Genomic DNA, 18,264 nt, shown 5'->3' with positions numbered 1-18,264 from the left:
GTGCTTCCGTCCGCCACAAGTGGGGCGGCTCTTATCGGTAGTTAGCCCTGTACTTCGCTAATGTTGACGACGCCGGTTTCATCGATTTGCGTCTTCAGCTTCAATATATCGCTAAAAAAGGTAAGCGGCACATACGTAACCTCATCCTTCAACTCCGGTGCGGCTCCCAATTGGACCGGAGCCATTTTTCCGAACGAATAGTTATCTTTGCCAATAAATACTCCGCTCCAAACGGCTCCCTTGGTTACATCAACGCTATATGTATCCGCGTTCCAAGTGACTTTATAACCGAGGGCTTCGCTAATTTCCCGCAGCGGAACGAGCAACCGCTCATTTTTCAAGTAGGCGGATCTGCTACCGGCCTCAAGCGCCTTGCCGCCGACCACGATGACATAATGGAGTCCGCCGAAAGAATCTTGAGGTTTAGCGTCGCGCGTTTGGCCAATCACATTGCCGTTTGCGTCATGAACGTCTTGTATAGGCAGCGGGGGGACGTCCCCGATCGGCGCGCTTAAGGTTTGAATGATGATATTTCCGTCGGCGTCTTTTACCTGATTCGGTGATGGCGTACCGTCTAATCTGTACTCAGCAAATGCCCCCGTTGCGGACATCGACAAGCTAAGAATGACTGTTGCGGCGATGAATGATTTTTTCAAGATGGTCATATCTCCTCTATGGTTAGATTGTCTGGTTGTTTCCTTCGAAGGAAATGTTGTCAACATCGTCATAGACGGGACTGGATTGAAAATTGTTGCAATCGCGAAAATGCGTACATATGTTTGCAATTCTGCATATATTATATTATAATTAACAAATATAACCTTAAAATTACAAAACATGTATAATGATGCATGTTTATTCCTCTCACATTCTACAACTACTACCATGGTGAAGAAATACGCAATCACGCATCTGATCTTCCTAAAAAAGAAACTGTTAGTTTTTTTCACGCTCCGGCATCTTCATTTAAGGAGGTGAGCAGAATCATCATATTGCCTAAAGGGACCACAATTAGAAATGATGTAATACTTAAAAAATCGTAGATTATAGGGAGGCTTTATCTCATGCATGAATTTAAAAGCAATCTTGAAATGCTTGAAGCGCGCGGCAATATCCAAATGACAGAAGCAAATGAAGGCATCTCCATCACCTGTCCTCGTGACGATGGGTTTGTAGCTGTACCTGGAAAGTACGCCATCCCTGTAAAAATTGATCTGGTCGCTAAAACGGATTCAACGAATATTCGTCTAAAATACGGCAAAGGCGTAGCGATTTTAAATTGGGAATGCAACGATAATGAACTTCGCGTTCATGATCCGGTGAATGAAAAATATAATAACGGGGTTGTCGGCAAGGGGAAAATCCCGGTTAACGAATTCGTTCATATCCGTTGGATTCTGGACCACGACTATATGCTTCTATTAGTGGATGGAGAAGTGCGGTTATTCCGGGAAAATGAACCTTATATGAAGTTAAAGGCCGAAGGCATCCCTTTTCCGGAGCTAGAAGTGGGCGTTGCTTCAGCGATGGGGTCTGTCGTGACGATCAAAGCGCTGAACGTTACGCAATGGAACCACGCGGATCATAGCAGTGAACCGTTAGCGTTAATCATCCCCAATAAGGTTTACGTAAAAGAAAACGAAAGCATCACACTTGAAAGTCATATATTTCCCGATACCGCAGAGAACAAAAATGTAACATGGGTTTCGGATAATAAACATCTTGCTATCACTGAACAGGGCGGCGGGAAAATAACGATTAAAGGCGTAGAAAAAGGATTGGTCCAATTAAAAGGGATAACGGAAACGGGGAATGTATCGGCCGTTTGCCAAGTCATGATTCTGGATCCTGCGATTACGTATGTCATTGACAAAAGGGAACCAAAACAAAAAATCGTCGTATTAAACTCGAATATATCCGGTTCGGAGTTTAATGATTGTTTTGCTAGCGATTTGGTATTAAAGGATATTTCATTACCAAATATCAAGATTGTATATGCGGACTTAAAAAATTGTTTCTTTAACGATATGAATATGAGAAACGGATTGATTTCCGATGCTAACCTGAAAGGCCTGGAGATCAATGGAGCGAATATTAGCGATCTGAAAATCCGCAATGCCAGTGCGAAGGAAGCTCCCGTAACTTTTGAAAATATAAAAATTCAGAACAGCAAAATCATTGACTCCGATTTATCGAATGTAGATATATCCAACTGTAAAATTGAAGGTCTCAGAATCAATGGAATTCTGATTGAGGAGTTAATGAAGAGCGTCCAAAAGTAACGGTTACGATTACGAAGGTGGAGGTGCTTCCTATGCGGAAGCACCTCTTTCGTGGGAGTAATGAAGTGATGGGGTTTTTGTAATAATCGAGGGGATTTTGCTCTACTACAAAGTGCCTGACTCCACGGCATTGCGTAATGCGGGATAAATAGGTTTGAAACCTAGCTGTTCCCGAATTTTTTTCGTAGCTACGATTTGCAGCCAAGAAGAATCGACTGGACGATTTCTCGAATCTCCCGCTATCGGTTCATTGTAAATACTCATAATGTCCCCGACCGGGACAGGTTCATCATCGGCAACATTAAAAATATGTCCAACGCTGCGCTCGTTCTCTGCTGCAAGGATGATTGCTTGAGCCACATCCGCATGATGTACCATATGGATTGGCTGCGCTGGATTCCAGTTGCGGAACCATCGCAGCCCTTCTTCCAGATGCGGATCTCCCTCACCGTATACAAAAGCCAAACGAAGAATCGTTAACCCTAATCCATCGGTGCGTTGCAGCTCTAGCAGCTTCTGTTCAGCCGCCGCTTTCGATTTCGGATAGGGAGCAGCAGGATAGGGGAGATCGTCTTCTACAAATGGCTGCAACCGGCCAGGGCCGTAAACAAGATTGGTGCTTGCAAAAATAAACCGGGAAACGCCTGCTTGCAAAGCGGCGCGAGCTAGTGCAACCGTTCCTTCCAAGTTAACGGAATGCGTTTCTTCCGCCGTTGCGCCGCGAAAAAAAGCGGCCAAATGAATAATAACATCCTGATTAGCTGCGGCGTGTATGAGCGACTCCGGCTGAAGCAAGTCCCCTTGAATAATCTCGGCACCCAGATTTTTTAACGCTTGCACGCGTTCGGGCTGCCGGACCAGCATGCTGACGGAATATCCTTTTTGTAACAAACGCTGTACAAGCCGACTTCCTATGCGACCCGTGGCTCCTGTAATCAAGACTTTCATAAGATTTTTCCTCCATTGCGTTTTTTACTTTTCCCCTAGGGTGGTACAATGCCATTATTGTAGATTTTTTATCGTAGTACCAGATTTAGTTTATCGTAGGATTGAAAGTATCAGGATACGGAGGCGGCGCAATGGATGATCGGGAAAGGCGGCAAGCATTGGCCGAATTTTTAAGAACAAGAAGAGCCCGTCTGTCCCCGTCGGATGTGAACCTTCCCGTGGGAACCCGTCGGCGGACACCGGGGCTCAGACGCGAGGAAATAGCGCAGTTAGCCAATATCGGCACATCATGGTATATCGCATTGGAACAAGGAAGAGACGTTCAACCTTCTGAGCAAGTATTGGATAGTTTGGCTCAGGCGCTGCGTCTGACTTTCGCCGAACGGCGGCATCTGTATTTGTTGGCACAGCCGCAGTCATCGACAGATCGGTACACACCACCGGAGGAGACCGTCAGCCAATCGTTAGCGCAAGCCGTAAAAGCGCTGAATCCACATCCTACCTATGTCATCGGCAGACGATGGGATTTATTGATGTGGAACAAAGCGGCGGAGCTTGTGTTTTCCTTTTCAGATATTGCACCTCCGCACTCGCAAAATATGATATGGCGAAGCTTCACGAATCCCGTGCTGCGTTCACATCGGAATTGGGAGAAGTATGCGCAAATGCAGATCGCCCAGTTTCGTGCAAGTTATGCGCGTTACCCGGGCGATCCATGGTTCGGGGAATTGATCGAGGACCTGCATCAGAGCAGCGAACAATTTCGCTTCTGGTGGCCGCAGCATGATGTGAATGGAATTTCGGATGGACATAAAATGATGGATCACCACATCCTGGGGATCCTCGAATTCGATCACGTTACTTTGGAAGTTCCTACGGATGCCGACCAGAAGGTGATCATTTATACTTGTTCGCCGGACACGTCCGCCAAGCTGACCAAGCTTTTGTCCGCGAATTAGCATTGGATACCACAAGTATTCGCATACTGGCAGGCTGCTCGGAGAGCGCTATGAAGGGGAGCGAGCCGTCGCCATCTCTAATATATGGTTTGAGATTGAAGGCTGGGGATCGAGTAGATCCGCCAGCCAATTTCATTTGCGCATGTGAGCCCGCACCATACCTTTATTTCGAAAGCAAAAATTCAGTTACAACGCTTAAAAAGTCGGCGGGACGCTCGATATTGGACAAATGGACTACGGGTAACTTGACCAGCTTGGCGTTAGGGACCGTTGCCGCGATTAATTCGCTATGACTTGGGAGCGTCACCGCATCGTACTGACCCGCGATCACCAATGTCGGGCTGCTGATTAGTAACGCCGTCCGGCGCATATCCAAGTCGCGGATCGCAGCGAAGACTCCGGCAAACCCTTGCGGGCGAGTGGAGAGAACCATGGAGCGGAACGACGTTACGACGGCACTCTCCGTTTCCAACATATGTGGAGGGAACCAATTGCCGATGAACATGTCGGCAAGTTCCGATAGATTATCGGCTTGCAGCACGGAAGCGATCATGCGATCCCATTGGTCGGCCGGTCCCAAATAGGATGAAGTATTGCTTAGAACCAGACGGTCGATTCTCTCCGGAGCATGGATGCCGAGCCATTGTCCAACGGCACCGCCGAACGATAATCCGATGAAATGCACCCGGTTAATATGCAACGCGTCGAGCAATTCGATCACATCCCGTCCCAGCCTGTCAATCGAATACGCTCCAGCAGGGGTGTCCGAGGCGCCATGCCCCCGAAAGTCGTAGCGGAGAACACGGAAATGCTTCGTCAGCTCCGGAATTTGTCCATCCCACATGTTGAGCGTGGTGCCGATGGAGTTCGCGAGAACCAGCACCGGCCTATGGTCCGCTCCATCGATTCGATAGGCGATACGGTTGCCGTCACCCGCCGTATAAAATCTTAACGCTTCCGCCGATACAGTCTCGTTTAGTGTCATTGTCATTTTTCTCATTCCCCTTTATAGTTCGTTAGTGACATTTTATTAAAGTTAACGTACAATTTGAATAAGAATGTTAAGGAGTATCGTTCGTAAAAACTTATTTTATTATTTATTACAGGACACTAACTTTTAAAAATGAGGTGTTGCAATGATGGATCAAATCGATTATAAAATTTTGTCGGTGCTGCACGATAACGCACGGATTCCCATTTCCGAGATGAGCCGTATGATCGCGATGTCGCAGCCGGCCGTAACGGAACGAGTTCGGAAGCTGGAGGAGCAAGGGGTCATCAAGGGCTATCGGGCGGAGCTCTCTCCGCAAAAATTGGGGAAGCATACAACCGCATTCGTTTTGTTTAAAACCAACAACTGCAAGGACTTCCTTGCTTTCAGCGAAACGGCTCCCGAGGTTATCGATCTTTATAGAATTAGCGGCGAGTATAATTATTTGATGAAAGTGACGACAGAAACGAGCGAAACGCTAGCCAAGTTCCTCGATTCCTGCAATCCATTCGGGTTTACAACACCTTTAATTGTTCTCTCGACGGCATTTGAAGATAAGAGTCTTGTTGCTAATAATGCAGCATCGAACGGAATTTCACTGGTTCAACCATAACAACAGCAATAAACTCGCGATGATGCATAAAATCGGTTGACCGCAAATGGCGTGAGTGGTATGATGAACAACGTTAATTCATACCATTCCAATTGGAATTGAAATTTCGACCGGACCGCCGGAGACACCTTTATTTTGAGCGAACAGCTCACGGTAAAGGTGTCTCTTTTTTTTGCGTTCGGCAATATCAAAGGAAAAGCACTTTGCAAACCGTAAGGGGAGGAACTGTAAAATGAAGACACCTTGGAGATTCGGAATCATGTTGACGAGCTTATCGATATTCATTGTGGGAGGCTGTACTGGGGTCAAAGACGAAGCGAAGCCTGAAGTTCTTAAAGCAAAGACGGCGGCAGCGGAACCGCTCACGTTGTCTTTTCTGCAAACTTCGGCCAAGATGACGGATGACGAATTCAATCAATGGGTGGTCGATTCGGTCAAGAAAAAATATCCAAATATAACGTTGACGCTTGTTCGTGAGGATAATCCGGAAAAGTTAGCCCAGCTCATAGCGATTGATAAACTGCCGGACATTATTTATGCAGGCCCGGTAACCGTAGCAAAAGTGGTGGAATTACAGGCGGCACAAGATTTGACCTCACTGATCAAGCAAAATAATGTTAATCTTGGAGCTCCCGAGACTGCTGGAATCGATATCGTAAAACAGCTTTCGGATAGCGGCAAGCTGTTTGCGCTTCCGCTCGCGTTCAACTTTTCCGGCAATCAGGTCGCTAAGGATAGCGGCGCAGATGTAAACACGGTTGTTCGACAAACCGACGAAAAAATCAACAAAGCGATCGAGGCGCTAAAGAAACAATAACCATAGCGTCCAGCGCCTGATTCATTCCTCGTGAATTGACGCAGCCGTATTGGTGGGGCGCTTGTCATCCGGGGAAGATCGGCCGTGAATATCGATAATACCGAAGGGGCCTCCAGGTGGGGGCTCTTTCTTCATTTGCCTTTTCTAAGAAAACATTAAGAAAGAACCTGCATTTTCCGTAAGATCAGCCCGTTAGGGGTGCTCAAAGGCACCACACCGTTATCGATCGTGGCTGTGATCGGTCTTTGTATCGCTCTTATCCCGTTAGGAATCAAAGTGTTGCGGGACGGCCCGAAACCCGGCTTGCGCATTGCCATGAGCTGGTTTTTAGGCGTAGCGGCGGTAGTGGGTGTTTTCTTCTTTATCGGTCAGCAAGGGTAGATGCGATTGAATATGTTTTGAATTCTGTAAGGCGAGGCATTATTATGATATATGGGAAAATAATAGGTGTAGGAAGAGAATGGGAAGCGGGCACGGTGCTTAAGCTTTTCGTTCGAGTTTTTTTATACAAATTAACGAGATTTTAAGTGCTGTGTGTCACTGGCATAATAATATTATCTTAAAACAGGGAGTGATATCATAGTGCCAACGACAGAACCGATTATACGACAAATTACGCCTCATGAAGATTTTGAACAGATACGCACGTTGTTAACGGAAAAGGAAAATGACAAGATCCCGTATCGAACCGCTGCTCATATACAGGAATGGTTTTTTCCAAGCACGGAGTCACAGCCGCAGGCGAGGATTGGATTTATTGCAGAAGCAGGCCCCAAAATTATTGCTTTCATGGGTCTTGATCTAAGGGGAAAAGACGGTGTAATGATCTACGCGATACAACCGTCCGATTCCGACAACATGCGTATCCTTTCTGATCTATTGGAAAAATGCGAAGATGTCATCACCGAAAGGGGGGGAACACACATAGGTTACTTTGCTTTTACGGAATTTGGACAGCTTCGTAATCGTGAAATATTCACTTTAGAACGTCTAGGCTTTCGCACGACCGATGAATACATGCGGATTTCCACCCGTCTTTCTTTAACGGACTGGGATATTCCCGAAGGCTTGAACACCGACAATATTACCGTCGAATCCATAGAGTTAGACCGCGTCTGTCAAATATTGATTGATGACGGCAACAAGCAGAACGCGGCGATTTTCAGGCATCAGTTTAAGGCGAAAGACCCCAGCCTTGTTTTTTTATCGCTGCGCAGCGATCAGGAACCATTCATCGCACTTGCTTATTACAAAGTAAAAAGAGTGAATCCGACCAGCGACGTTCTTTCGGCAACAGCATTCAATCTTCATTTCCGCCCGCAATTCGCTCTGTCTCGACAAGAAAAAAAACAGTTTTTGCAAGGCGTGCTATACTCCATGAAGCAGCTTGATTTGCACGTCGTTCATTCGTTAATGTCGTTAAAGCATGCGGACATCTTTACGCTTATGGTAAGGGAAGGCTTCGATGACATCCGCAGCAATTTCTTCGCATTAACCAAAACTATTGGGGAGCGAAAATGAAAAGGTACAAAAATGCGCGCGACGTGCTGCCTGAAAGCTTGATTCAAGAAATTCAGAAATACGTAAGAGGCGAGCACTTGTATATTCCTCAGACCGAACGCAAAGCATGGGGAGAGAAGAGCGGGACGCGCGATGAAATGGAGCGAAGAAACAAAGAAATTTATCAGAGATACATGGATGGGATCGGAATAACGGAGTTAGCTGAAATGTATCATTTGAGCGAAGAACGAATCAGAGGCATTTTGTATGAGACCCATACGGATTAAGCGGACAGGTACGGTAACGAGGAGCTTCCTTCACGGAGGCTCCTTCGTCTTTTAAAGCTGACTATTTCAAAACTGAACTTGAAAGGAACGGACAAAATGCAAATTACTTTATGACGGCATAATAAATTAACATAATAAATATTATGTAAACATATTTTTTTTAAAAAAAATCATCTTCAGGCGGCCGATCGGGCGCTTCGGCGAGTTTTGAGCAATCGCAGCTCGTGCAGATTCGTAACAATAATGCCAGACAGTATCAGAGCCGTGCCGACAACGGAGTAGGCGGATACGGATTCGCCATACACGATCGCGCCTAATCCCATCGCGATGACGGGAGAAATGTAAAGCCAAGTGGAGGGGAATACCGCATTCGTTGCTTTCAGCAGCCATGCATACAAGCTGTGTCCAAGCATGGAGCCTACGATAATCAAGTACATTAACGAGCCCAGCGCGGGGAAAGATTGCAGCGGGAATTCGTTCATATGCTCAGTAAAAAGCGACAGTACAACTAGAGCCATTCCGCCGTATAACATCTGCACAGAATTAATCGCCACCGACGAGGTGTCCTTGATGCGAAGCATCACTTTGCGCGTGTACAGGCTGCCTGCGGCATAACCGAGTTCTCCGAGCAATACAACGATGCAGCTCCACACCCAGATGGCATTGCTGCCAAGAACTAGTTTCGGCAAAATGAGAAGTAGGACCCCAGCAAAACCGATACCGCACCCGATAAAATCACTGCAATTGGCGGGTTTACGCATCACAACGGTTTGCAGCATCAAAATCATCATTGGGCCGGTAGCGGACAGGATTGCCGCGATACCGGAATCGATGTGCTGTTCCGCCCAGTACAGCGCAGCGAATGTCATAAAAGTGCTCGCTAGTCCAATCAGCATGAACTCTTTGTGCAGCAATAGCGATAGCTTGACCTTCTTTTTCCACAGCATCCATAAGAAAATAAGCAATCCGGCAAGCAAAAACCGGATTCCGGCGGAAAAAAACGGCGGCAGCCCCGCTTCTACGCCGATTTTGATCGACAGAAACGTCGTACCAAATATGGCACACATGAGCAAATAATTAAAAATAATCATAGTACATCCTCCTTTTTGTATACTATAATGGTTACGAGATAGAACAGATGCTCTAAAATAGAACAGATATACGGATCAGCTGCAAAAAGGAGTAAAACATGATGACCTCAGGGAAGACGGAAACGGCGGAAATTGGAAAACGAGTGAAAACCGTGTATGACGTTGTGCTGGAAGGAATACAGCGGGGAGAATGGACAACTCGCGACAAGCTGCCGTCCGTACGGGCGATGGCCGAACGGCTGAAGGTGCATCGCTTGACGGTTATGAAGGCGTATCAGAAGCTCGTGGACGACGGGATTGTCGAAGTAAAATACAAATCCGGGTGTTTCGTTCGCGGAGCGGCGGCCGGCGTGACACAGGTTGATTCTGGTGTTGACCAACCTTGGGATTATCAGGCCAGGAAAGTATATACGAACCGCAGCAGATTGGCGGATATTCATCGCCTGCCGGTTGATTACCAAATGTCGGAAGCGCTCATTGATCCCAACTTGCTTCCGAATATGTATATGTCGAATTACGTCAAACAAATATTTGACCTATATCCGAAGCTGCTCAGCACGTATTCTACCGTCATGGGCGATCTGGAATTAAGGGAGTCGATGGCCGTTTTTTTTATGCAAAAGCAGGGGATTACAGCTCACGCTGATGAGTTAATGATTACAACCGGCTCCCAGCAAGCGATCGACCTGGTGTCCAGGTCACTCGTCAAGCCAGGCGATAAAGTATTGATAGAGCGGCCGACCTACAGCCCGGCGATCGATGTGTTCGTGCAGCAAAACATTCGTCTTATCCCTATTTCGATTACGCCGGAAGGGTACGATCTTGAGCACTTGGAACAAGTGATGAAGCGCGAGAAGCCGCGGCTGTTTTATATGAATCCGACGTTTCACAACCCCACCGGCTTTACCGTACCGGCCGGTCAACGCAAGATGCTGGTTGAACTCGCGGAAAGGTATCAATGTATTTTGGTGGAGGATGACGTGTATCATGACATCTATTTCGGTGACCCGCCGCCACCCCCGCTATTTTATTATGATACCGAGGGATACGTCATTTATATCCGCAGCTTCAGCAAATACGTCGCTCCAGGACTGCGGATTTCGGTGCTGGCGGCACGGCCGTCGCTGATGAACGGCATCGCGCCGGTAAAAGCGCTCGCAGACAACGGAACGCCCTTGCTTAATCAAAAAATTTTCCAGCATTATTTCTTTTCCAGCCGGCTTCAAGAGCATGTAGCGAAGCTGAGAATCGCGCTTCAGCTCCGTAAAGAGAAGATGGAACAGCTTCTGGCTGGAACCGGCTGGCGGTGGACGAGTCCGAGCGGAGGGCTCAATTTATGGGTACAACTGCCGGACGGCTTTCCCGTAGAGAAATTGCTGGCCCGCTGCTTGGAGCTGTCGGTTGCTTTCGTTCCCGGCAGCATTTGCGATCCGCTCGGACAAATCGAACCATGGATCAGGCTCAGTTATTCCTATATCAACGAATTGCAAATGGAAGAAGGGATACGGAGGTTAATTGCTGCTGCAGGTGAATTGAGAAGTTGTTAACGTTAAAGATATTGAGAAAGCCGAAGCCGTGCGGGAAAACTTAGGTTGCAGATTCCGCTCGCGAGTCGGCTTTTTCCCTTTGTGTCGACAGAACGCCGCTCGAGATAAATACAAGCAGCGAGCATGCCAGGCAGATCCCCGTAAACAGGCCTACAGCGGAATAGCCGTGAAACAACGAGTAAAGCATGCCGGCCATCCAAGCTCCGAACGTCGTCGCTGCATTCATGGTCGATGTCGCCAGACTGGAAATCGTACCGCGGATGGTCGGATTCAAACTGTTCAGCAGACCAACCATGAGCGGGAACAATATTCCTAGAATAGCAAAAATGAGAAAGAACAACGCTTTGACTACATGAACCGACGACACATAAGGCAGTGCAATATAAGCTGCGATAACGACAAACATCCCAACCGTCATCGTCTGCAATTGACTTAACGCTTTGAACACATAAGGACCGCATAAGCTGCCGAGGAAGTTGCCGAGCCCTAAGAAGATGATGACATACCCGGTTTCGTCAACTGAAAGATGGAAGCTGTCAGTCATCCATTTCCCGAGAAAAGCAAAAGCAGCGCTGCTTCCCAGATGTACGAAGAAGTAGGCGAGGAAGGTGCCTCTTGCTGTGCCGCTTGTCAGCAGGGGAACGTATCTTTTGAAGATCGACGGCTTCGCTCCTTGCAGCCCTTGCGGTTTCATGCCAGGCACGGCATAATAGGCTGCAGCCGCAAGCAGCAGTGAGAAGATGCCGATGGTCCAGAAAGGTAGTGACCAATTACCGGACGCCAATAGGCTTCCGATGGGTACGCCGAGTGCTTGAGATACGGCAAGCCCTGCGTAGGCGACGCCCAGCACTTTGCTGATCTTGGCCGGAGGAAACAGCGTCGGGATCGATGCCCATACTTGCGGCGCTGTAAACGCTGCACTGACTCCTGCCAAAAAACGGAATAAGCACATCGTCCAAAAATCCGTGGCAAAACCGCACAAGAATGTTGAAACGGCGAAGCAGCTAAGGCCGGTCAGCAGCACTTTTTTCCGGTCCCATCCATCGGATAACGGACCGGCGATCAGGGCGAACGCCGCCGAACCGAGCGTATAAGCTCCCATCATCCAACCCGCTACCTCGGTTCGAACGCCAAACATCGTTTGCAGCGTCGGAATTAGGGGAGATATCAGAAACGTATCCGTACCGATCACGAACATGATAAGAAAAAACAACACGACAATTTTATTCATTCTGTTCACCATTTCCTTTTCGATTTGACCTCGAATCTTATTGTAGGGCATAATAGTGACAATAATTGTCACGAAATCAAAAATAATTGGAGCCGGGTTCATGCCAAAATCGAAACGTTTGCTGGAACTGATGATGACGGTTAACCGAAAACGAAAATTTACGGTGAAAGAGCTGGCCCAGGAGTTCGGCGTCTCGACAAGAACGATGCTAAGGGACTTGCAGGAATTGAGCGAGCTCGGTGTGCCGCTTTATTCGGAGGTCGGGCCGCACGGCGGTTACCAGGTGTTGAAGGAACGGATTTTGCCTCCCATCGCCTTTTCCGAAGAAGAGGCTGTCGCCATGTTTTTTGCTGTGTATGCGCTTCGTCATTATTCTTCGCTGCCCTTTGAGACGGAATCTGCTTCCGCATTGGACAAGTTTTACTTGCACATGTCCGGGGACGTTCGCGACCGCATCGATCAAATGAAAAATAGGGTGGACTTCGTGACACCGACGAGACAGCAGGAATCTCCTTTTTTATCGATCCTGCTCGAAGCGGCCGTTCAGCAAAAGGTGCTGCTCATCGAATACGAGTCGCGGGGCGACGAAGCATGCCGTCACATACAGCCAATCGGCATTTATGCCAATAACGGCTTGTGGTTTTGTCCAGCGTATTGCTTTCTTCGCAAAGATTTTCGAATCTTTCGCTGCGATCGGATTCATTCGGCGTCATTCGATACGGAAGGTACGGAACCAATGGATCTGCGGCATGTCCACCTTGGAAACAGAGAATCGTTTTTCCGTACGGAGAAGGCGATAACCGGGTTATATGCGGATTTGAGCCAAAAAGGCGTTCAAATGTGCGAGGCTGTGTTATGGCTCGGATCGCATCTGCATGTACGGGAAGACGGCACGGGATGGTTGGAAGGACCGATTCCTCAGAACGACCTCGCTTTTTATGCGAGATTTTTCATCGGACTTGGCAATGAGGCTACCGTAAAGCAGCCTGCGGAGCTGATCAGTTACATGAAGCGGCTGTTCGCCGAGATTATGTCCAAATATGATTAGCGCGAAAGGGATTCACCGGTTGAATAAGTGAATCCCTTTTGGTATTGGTGCTTATAATTTGCATGCGCTCTGGATGGCGTTCATGAGCATTAATGTTGCTTTGCCCAGACTGCTCTTATCTTTGTAGATCATCCCTATGGCTACGGTTGGATCAATATCGGAGAAGGGCTTGATCACGAGGGAGCTTCGCCATTCCAAACCGCTATACGTCGGAACGATCCCGACGCCAAGTCCGGATTGAACCATTTGCCCGATGGCTTGAAAACTCCCCACCTCGATCCCCGAATGAAAATGCATTCCTTTTTGAAATATCGTTTTCTCGGATAGCTCCCGATAGATGCAGGACTGTTCTTTTAGCAGGATGGTAAGTCCGGCAAGATCATGCGTTGCAATGCTGCTCCGACTGGCTAGAACATGGTCAGCCTTGAGCAGTACCCCGAGCGTTTCCTCGAATAGCGGCTCAAACGTCAGCATGAAGTTTGCCGGTGGCGCCGCGCATATGCCGAAATCCACATGCCCGGACCGAACCCGCTCCGCGATGGATCTGCTGCCGCTCACCTCCATCGTAAACTGCACTTGCGGCCGATCCTTACAAAAATTCGCTACGATCGACGCCAGCCTTTGACTGGCAGCCGGTTCAATAGCAGCCATGCGGATGGTTCCTGCATCCCCGACGCCAATGTCCGACACGGTTTGCCGCAAAGATGAGATTGATTGAAGCAGCACGGAAGCTTCCTGCGAAAGCCATCGGCCTGCTTCAGTAAGAATGACGCGCTTGCCTTCGCGTACGAACAAGGATACCCCAAGATCCGCCTCAAGACGCTGAATTTGAAGTGTAACCGTGGACGGAGCGAATTGCAGTTCTTCCGCAGCTTTTTGAAAATTACCAAGTCGGGCAATCGTTTCAAACGTTTTTAATATTCTTAGATCCATTCTCATCACCTGATTTAAGAAATTTGAATCAAACCTTCAAATAATTCAATTTTACAAACATTATATGGTGTCTTACACTGATGTCAATACTTATTTCCGGAAGGTGGCGAGATCTTGAGCGTCGTCGTACACAGTAATTATAAATCCGCGTTCAGTTGGATTACCCTATGGGCATCGCTTTTGTTTGCCGTCATCCTTGGTTTCTCGCGGCTTTCCTATGGCATGTTTTTACCGGGGATTCAAAGGGAAATGGGAGGGAGCTACGGTGAATTGGGTGTTTTGGGCACCGTGAATTTCATCGGTTATTTGGCAGGAACTTTATGTTTGCCGCTCATGCTCGCCCGGGCTCCATACGGAAAGCATTTCCTTAATAAACTCTCGTGCATCCTTTTGGGAATGACTATGATCGGTTCGGCTTTCAGTCATGACTTCCTCCAACTGGGGCTGTGGCGCTTCGTCATCGGTTTGTTATCGGCTTTCTCCACGGTGCTGGTATTATCTATTGCCTTGGATGCCGTTCATCCGATTCAGCGCGGCATTGCATCGGGAATCATATGGTTAGGCGGGTCGGCCGGAATCATGGTAACCGGTTTGCTGGCTCCTTATACGATTGATCCCTCGCATTTAAGCGGATGGCGGTTTGCTTGGGTAGCTATGGGGATTTTTGGCATCCTTTCATCGATCGGCTTTGAGGCGGTGATTCGAAGGAAGTTAGCCGCATCAGCAGAGTGGCACAAGGAATCTGGTCCGCAATTCAAGAAACGTGCGAATGTATACCAACTTTTATTTAACCCGAAGACATTATTGTTTTTAATTGTTTCCTATTTTTTCTTTGGCTGGGGATACATTATTTATTTCACCTATTTCATTCCTTATCTCGTCGCTCTAGGGATTCCGTCGCTATATGCCGGGTTGATCTGGTCCGGAATCGGATTCGCCGGTTTATTCAACGGCTGGCTAGGCGGCCGGGCGATTGACCGATGGCCGAGCGGCTATACGCTTGCAGCGGGATTAACGCTAGGGAGCATAGGAGTACTTGGCGTCATTACAGATAGTGTAGTGTTTACTGCACTAGGCGGCGTGCTCATTGGGCTCGTATCGTTTATTACTCCGCCGCTTATGACGACTGCGCTGCTTCGCCGTAACGTGCCTAATGACGCATACGCCGCTTGTCTAAGTATTGCTACCGCATTTTTTGCTTCCGGGCAAATTATCGGCCCCTTGTTCGGAGGCTGGATTGTTGATGGGTACGGTTTGCAAATCGGCGTGACGTCAAGCGCCGCTTTTATTGGAATCTCCGCCGCGTTGGCATGTATATACGGAGGCATCCAACAAAAGCTTGCTAAACGCCAACGGCTCGCTAATGAGAAAGTGTAAAGATTATTGTTACTTTGCATCATTTTTATTACACTAAGGAATAGATGACTGAAGATAGGGCTGCCACACGGCAGTCCTTTGGCTTTTAACGCGCAGTATCTCTCAGATTTCGGTCCTGAACTTGTAAAAATATGATTCCTGAATAGAGGTGAGATCAATGATAGAAGAGTCGCTAGCACAGATGAAGCACAAACATTCCAGAATGATCGACGGTAAAAGACATGTATGGGACGTAGAAAAACTATGGAAGATGTCCGAAAACTTGCCTGTTACAAAGGTCAACATCGATTCAATAAAAGAACTCGATCAGGATTGTTGGTTCGGTTTTGGGAGTACATCCGTTCCAACCATTCGAAATGTCGCGAGCCATTGCAAGCGAATTATTGAGGCGAAAATGGAGTATCCGATTTTATTCACGGCGGACGGGTGTTTAATCGACGGGGGACATCGAATCGCAAAAGCATTAATGAACGGACAACAAGAAATAGACGCCGTCTTCATCGAAACTTTGCCGCCTGCGGATCTCGTTTTATAACATCTTGACATTTCATGCTTGAATACCGAGAAGTGATTTGATGGTCGGAAGAACGATTCCAATGCAGCAATATGCGCTAGAATATTTTCATCCGTTTTGTCAGAAATCTCTTTTCTATTGCGTCAGTATATCGGTCGATAAATGGCGAGGTGTTTTTTATCCGGGACGAAGTAATGGGGACAAATTATACGGAGGTAACAATGGAGGATCCGGAGTTAGCATTAGTCGAGCAGGAAGACAGCGTGCTGGTGCAGCGATCGCAGGCTGGCGACAGGGAAGCGTTCGGGGAGTTGATTCGGCGGCACCGGCGGCAAGTTTATGGATATGCGCAGGCGATCACGCAGGAGTCTTTCTTGGCGGAAGATATCGTACAGGACGCGTTGTGCCGCGCTTTTTTGCATCTGGGAACGCTTGTTGACGTTGGCCGTTTCCTCCCTTGGCTTTACCGGATTGTCCGCAATCAAGCGTATTCTCAGCTGAGAAGCAAACAGGCGGTGAGAGAGCAGCCGTTCTCCGCTCTGCAGCGTTTCGAGAACGACAACGACAAGGCAGGTGGCGATTGGTCGAACTTGGACCGGATTCTTCACCGCCTTTCAAGATCGTTCGCCGAAAGCGGAAGATGCACCGCCAATCCGGAAGAGCATCTTATGCGCACGCAGCTGCATGAAATGCTCTCAAGCATGCTCAGCTGCTTAAACAAGCGAGAACGGCAAATATTCGAGTGGCATTTCTTCGATTATTTGTCACCGCAGGAAATCGCCAAGTTGTTCAGCTTATCTGCAGCCAACGTGTATCAAATCTTGTCCCGCTCCCGGAAAAAAGTCGCACAACAACGAATCCGCGTCGTCATCGACCAATACATGATGGATCGAAAGGATTTGGGATCATTGAAAACGAAATTGTTACCGAAATTAGCAGCTTCCCACGCCTCCGGCACTTGGACGTCGGTTGGCTGGGCGCTTCACCGCGTGCTGAGCTATACCGATCATAATTTGTCGTTACCCATGGTGATGGGACTTACCGGTCATGCATTTCGCATCACAATTTGCCACGACGATGTCCATATCGCGGGCCCCACAATGTACCCGTTCCGGGACATTTTGCCACGTGGCTTGCAAAACCTCGGATGGAGCTGCCGCATGGTGGAAACGCAAAACAAGCGTGACGTGTCCGGTGAGAATGCCAACTTGATCGACCCGACGATGCTTACAGCAGCTGCAAAAGATAAGAGAATGCTCCAGGAAGAATTGCCCGCCGCTCTGGATCTGATTCACCGTTCCATCGACAAAGGGTTTCCGGTCATGGCATGGGATTTGTTTATTCCCGAATTCGGAGTCATCTATGGATACGATGATGAGCAGCAGCAATTGACTGCAGCGGAGTGTATGAAGGAGGGCAAGCTCCCCTATGATCATCTCGGACGAGGAACGCTGGAGGATCTGTTCATACTGGCACTGGAGGAGCGGACGGAGAAAGACCTGCGATCGATGCTTCGAGATGCGCTCGCAACGATACTTGATCATTACAATGGCACTGAGGCTCCGACGGATCGCGGCGTACGAGGTTTGCGCGCCTATGACGTGTGGATCGAAGCTTTCCATGGTGGCGGCATCGAGCCTAACGGAAATGCTTACAACGTCGCCGTCGTACAGGATGCGCGCCGACTTGCAGCAGATTTCCTTCACGAGATCGGCACGGAATGGCAAGGTAACGATGAAACGACTGGACGAATCCGTGCGCTCAGTTCAGAAGCAGCACTGCTGTATCGCCACATAGCGGAACAATTGCACGAGCTGGCCGCGTTGTTTCCTTTCCCGTCAGGCGGGAATCCAAACACTAATGAAAACCGCGAACGTGCAATCAAAGTGCTGCGATCAATTAAGTCACTGGAAGAACAAGCCGTATCATTGCTTGAGCGGATGCACGCCGCAGTAATATAACGGAGAACGAAGGGAAGACAACAAAAAAACATCGCGCCAATGCGATGGTTTTTTTTATGCGGTCGGTAGCAAACCGGCTGTGATGCCGTGCGATGTACAGAAAAAATTTTGCTCCATTTATTGGATAACTACAGTTTTCTTTAAAGTTTAATGATACTATTAAAC

Annotated in this window: 17 protein-coding genes; 11 read left to right on the top strand and 6 right to left on the bottom strand. The window is 48.1% G+C overall.

What is annotated here, in order from left to right; translation table 11 throughout:
- Positions 1-41: 41 nt before the first annotated feature.
- On the bottom strand, positions 42-656 hold the full coding sequence (locus ACFQI7_RS00935) for a copper amine oxidase N-terminal domain-containing protein (RefSeq protein ID WP_218096533.1): 615 nt from the start codon (positions 654-656) through the stop codon (positions 42-44).
- 408 nt (positions 657-1,064) lie between these two features.
- On the opposite strand from ACFQI7_RS00935, the gene ACFQI7_RS00930 reads away from it, so the two are divergent.
- The gene (locus tag ACFQI7_RS00930) at positions 1,065-2,282 is read left to right on the top strand and encodes an Ig-like domain-containing protein (RefSeq protein ID WP_218096532.1); all 1,218 of its coding nucleotides are present in this window, start codon (positions 1,065-1,067) and stop codon (positions 2,280-2,282) included.
- Positions 2,283-2,387: 105 nt separating this feature from the next.
- On the opposite strand, the gene ACFQI7_RS00925 is transcribed toward ACFQI7_RS00930, so the two are convergent.
- Positions 2,388-3,230: an NAD-dependent epimerase/dehydratase family protein gene (locus ACFQI7_RS00925; RefSeq protein WP_218096531.1), complete on the bottom strand. Its 843-nt coding sequence runs from the start codon at positions 3,228-3,230 to the stop codon at positions 2,388-2,390.
- Positions 3,231-3,361: 131 nt separating this feature from the next.
- Between ACFQI7_RS00925 and ACFQI7_RS00920 the strand changes: the two genes are divergently transcribed.
- Complete coding sequence (locus ACFQI7_RS00920) at positions 3,362-4,189, top strand: helix-turn-helix transcriptional regulator (RefSeq protein WP_218096530.1); 828 nt, start codon at positions 3,362-3,364, stop codon at positions 4,187-4,189.
- 163 nt (positions 4,190-4,352) lie between these two features.
- On the opposite strand, the gene pcaD is transcribed toward ACFQI7_RS00920, so the two are convergent.
- Complete coding sequence (gene pcaD / locus ACFQI7_RS00915) at positions 4,353-5,180, bottom strand: 3-oxoadipate enol-lactonase (RefSeq protein ID WP_218096529.1); 828 nt, start codon at positions 5,178-5,180, stop codon at positions 4,353-4,355.
- 148 nt (positions 5,181-5,328) lie between these two features.
- On the opposite strand from pcaD, the gene ACFQI7_RS00910 reads away from it, so the two are divergent.
- From ACFQI7_RS00910 to ACFQI7_RS00895, 4 genes are all read left to right on the top strand, one after another.
- A complete protein-coding gene (locus ACFQI7_RS00910) occupies positions 5,329-5,793 on the top strand; it encodes an Lrp/AsnC family transcriptional regulator (protein WP_218096977.1) in 465 nt (154 codons plus the stop codon).
- A gap of 232 nt (positions 5,794-6,025) precedes the next feature.
- Positions 6,026-6,610: a hypothetical protein gene (locus ACFQI7_RS00905; protein ID WP_218096528.1), complete on the top strand. Its 585-nt coding sequence runs from the start codon at positions 6,026-6,028 to the stop codon at positions 6,608-6,610.
- A gap of 582 nt (positions 6,611-7,192) precedes the next feature.
- Positions 7,193-8,131 (top strand): hypothetical protein, encoded by a 939-nt coding sequence (locus ACFQI7_RS00900; RefSeq protein WP_218096527.1) that lies wholly within the window; start codon positions 7,193-7,195, stop codon positions 8,129-8,131.
- Entirely contained in the window at positions 8,128-8,397 is a 270-nt protein-coding gene (locus ACFQI7_RS00895; protein WP_218096526.1) for a CD3324 family protein, read from the top strand. Before ACFQI7_RS00900 ends, ACFQI7_RS00895 begins: the two co-directional genes overlap by 4 nt.
- Before the next feature lie 176 nt (positions 8,398-8,573).
- Here ACFQI7_RS00895 and ACFQI7_RS00890 read toward each other — a convergent pair whose 3' ends face one another.
- Entirely contained in the window at positions 8,574-9,488 is a 915-nt protein-coding gene (locus tag ACFQI7_RS00890) for a DMT family transporter (protein WP_218096525.1), read from the bottom strand.
- Positions 9,489-9,586: 98 nt separating this feature from the next.
- On the opposite strand from ACFQI7_RS00890, the gene ACFQI7_RS00885 reads away from it, so the two are divergent.
- Positions 9,587-11,035: an aminotransferase-like domain-containing protein gene (locus ACFQI7_RS00885; protein ID WP_218096524.1), complete on the top strand. Its 1,449-nt coding sequence runs from the start codon at positions 9,587-9,589 to the stop codon at positions 11,033-11,035.
- 40 nt (positions 11,036-11,075) lie between these two features.
- On the opposite strand, the gene ACFQI7_RS00880 is transcribed toward ACFQI7_RS00885, so the two are convergent.
- Positions 11,076-12,266, bottom strand: coding sequence for an MFS transporter (locus ACFQI7_RS00880; RefSeq protein WP_218096523.1), 1,191 nt, complete (start codon positions 12,264-12,266; stop codon positions 11,076-11,078).
- Between the two features lie 100 nt (positions 12,267-12,366).
- On the opposite strand from ACFQI7_RS00880, the gene ACFQI7_RS00875 reads away from it, so the two are divergent.
- A complete protein-coding gene (locus ACFQI7_RS00875; RefSeq protein WP_218096522.1) occupies positions 12,367-13,314 on the top strand; it encodes a helix-turn-helix transcriptional regulator in 948 nt (315 codons plus the stop codon).
- Between the two features lie 51 nt (positions 13,315-13,365).
- Here ACFQI7_RS00875 and ACFQI7_RS00870 read toward each other — a convergent pair whose 3' ends face one another.
- On the bottom strand, positions 13,366-14,247 hold the full coding sequence (locus tag ACFQI7_RS00870) for a LysR family transcriptional regulator (RefSeq protein ID WP_218096521.1): 882 nt from the start codon (positions 14,245-14,247) through the stop codon (positions 13,366-13,368).
- Positions 14,248-14,361: 114 nt separating this feature from the next.
- On the opposite strand from ACFQI7_RS00870, the gene ACFQI7_RS00865 reads away from it, so the two are divergent.
- The 3 genes from ACFQI7_RS00865 to ACFQI7_RS00855 all read left to right on the top strand — a co-directional run bounded on the left by ACFQI7_RS00865 (position 14,362) and on the right by ACFQI7_RS00855 (position 18,099).
- The gene (locus ACFQI7_RS00865; protein ID WP_230414571.1) at positions 14,362-15,624 is read left to right on the top strand and encodes a YbfB/YjiJ family MFS transporter; all 1,263 of its coding nucleotides are present in this window, start codon (positions 14,362-14,364) and stop codon (positions 15,622-15,624) included.
- 157 nt (positions 15,625-15,781) lie between these two features.
- Positions 15,782-16,159, top strand: coding sequence for a hypothetical protein (locus ACFQI7_RS00860; RefSeq protein WP_218096520.1), 378 nt, complete (start codon positions 15,782-15,784; stop codon positions 16,157-16,159).
- 200 nt (positions 16,160-16,359) lie between these two features.
- Positions 16,360-18,099 carry an RNA polymerase sigma factor gene (locus ACFQI7_RS00855; protein WP_218096519.1) on the top strand — a complete coding sequence of 580 codons (1,740 nt, stop codon included), beginning with the start codon at positions 16,360-16,362 and terminating at the stop codon, positions 18,097-18,099.
- The last annotated feature ends 165 nt before the right edge of the window (positions 18,100-18,264 follow it).

Origin of the sequence: Paenibacillus allorhizosphaerae (assembly GCF_042659105.1) — a bacterium.
GTDB classification, from domain to species: domain Bacteria; phylum Bacillota; class Bacilli; order Paenibacillales; family NBRC-103111; genus Paenibacillus_G; species Paenibacillus_G allorhizosphaerae.
This window is presented reverse-complemented; position numbering and strand designations above follow the sequence as displayed.